We start from the raw sequence: 1,387 nt of genomic DNA, 5'->3' as shown, positions 1-1,387 counted from the left end.
GAGCTTGTCGTCGCTGTAGCTGGCCAACCGGTCGAACAGGTCCCAGGTGAAGTGGGCGTGCGCGCCGTTTTGTAAGCGGTGCACCAGGTTGCCGCATTCCTGGTCCAACAGGTTGCCGGCGGGGTCGTGTTTGTCCAAGCAATTGAGCAGTCGTTTAGCTGGCTTGTTCCATGCGGTGCTTGCGAAATCTCTTCTCGTGCAGAGCCTAGTTGACGCTCACTTTTCAGCCAGAGCGTAAAATCCGGGCGATAATTTCCTTCACCTGCTGGTTTCGCCCCTCTTGCCGTGCAATAACGTCCAGTCCGAGGGCTATACCTTCCTTGCCATTTTTAGTGGCGCAAACGAACGTTTGAGAAAAAAATGCAGTGCACATTTTCTATTGAAATTTCGAGCAATCAAATCACCAGCCGCCCAACAATAGTCTAAGTTACTACATTTATGGTAGGCGTTAAGTAATGCATTGTATATCTTGCTCTTTTGCTCATCGGTCATGCAGAAAAATTCGGTTCCTGCCTTCAATACGAAGATATCCATTCCTGGTTTGTTAAACAAACGCTCATCGGAAAAGATTGATAGCATAAAATCAACAGATTCGTCGCTGGTTCCGTCGATTTCGAATAACAATTTTTCGTACCTGTCCGCAAGCTGGGCAACTTCTTTTCTAATTTTTTTGCCGTCAGCTTTTTGTAAGGCTGATAACAGTTCGGAAAACATGTTCATAGTCTTGTTTGCCATTTTATGGGCGTTTGCAAATTTTTTTTGTATCGTATTTTGCCGAGCAGCTTAACTCATGCTCCAGCTCTAATCTACGAAGGTTGTTGTCCTCTTTGTTTATCAGCTTCCTGTGGCCTCGCTTAGTCTGATATAAGCGTTCGCCAGGCCCAATATACTCAGGAAGTTGCATTTTGTCAGTTTCAAGTTCGTGCCATCTTTTTTCCACTGCGGTTTCAGAGGCTGAGTGCAACACCCGACTATTGAGTCAAGGATGGCTCTCATGGTGCTTGGCTATCATTGCCGTCATCATTTCGATAGGGCATTTGTAATCAAAGCGCTGGCGTGGTCGGATGTTCAGCTCGTACGCAATAGCATCCAGTTGCTCTTGGCTATAGCCCGAAAGGTCAGTGCCTTTAGACAGATACTGGCGACTCAGGCCGTTGATGTTCTCATTGCTACCGCGCTGCCACGGGCTACGAGGGTCGCAAAAATAGATCGCCACTCCAGTTCGCTGAGTGATGTATGCAACATACTCATTCGCTCGAGATCCAGGTGATACGAGGGCCGAACAATCGCCCCACCGGGAAATGGCATTCAGAGCAAGGCGATTTGTTCACGGCGGCGCCGGTTGCGAGCGGCTTTGTGGTCATGCCCAAGCGCTGGGTGGTGGAAC

General features: G+C 48.6%; 1 protein-coding gene and 2 pseudogenes. 1 reads left to right on the top strand and 2 read right to left on the bottom strand.

Annotated elements, in window-relative coordinates; genetic code table 11:
• Positions 1-309 precede the first annotated feature (309 nt).
• Both H620_RS0118905 and H620_RS26710 read right to left on the bottom strand, forming a co-directional pair.
• Complete coding sequence (locus H620_RS0118905) at positions 310-714, bottom strand: hypothetical protein (RefSeq protein WP_155950812.1); 405 nt, start codon at positions 712-714, stop codon at positions 310-312.
• 257 nt (positions 715-971) lie between these two features.
• Positions 972-1,240, bottom strand: a pseudogene (locus H620_RS26710) (IS30 family transposase); the annotation flags it as partial.
• An 8-nt stretch (positions 1,241-1,248) separates the two neighbouring features.
• On the opposite strand from H620_RS26710, the pseudogene H620_RS27015 reads away from it, so the two are divergent.
• A pseudogene (locus H620_RS27015) lies at positions 1,249-1,387 on the top strand (IS5/IS1182 family transposase); the annotation flags it as partial.

Source organism: Pseudomonas taiwanensis DSM 21245 (assembly GCF_000425785.1).
Classification (GTDB): Bacteria; Pseudomonadota; Gammaproteobacteria; order Pseudomonadales; family Pseudomonadaceae; genus Aquipseudomonas; species Aquipseudomonas taiwanensis.
The sequence above is the reverse complement of the archived record's forward strand: the minus strand, read 5'-3'. Positions and strand labels throughout refer to the sequence as shown.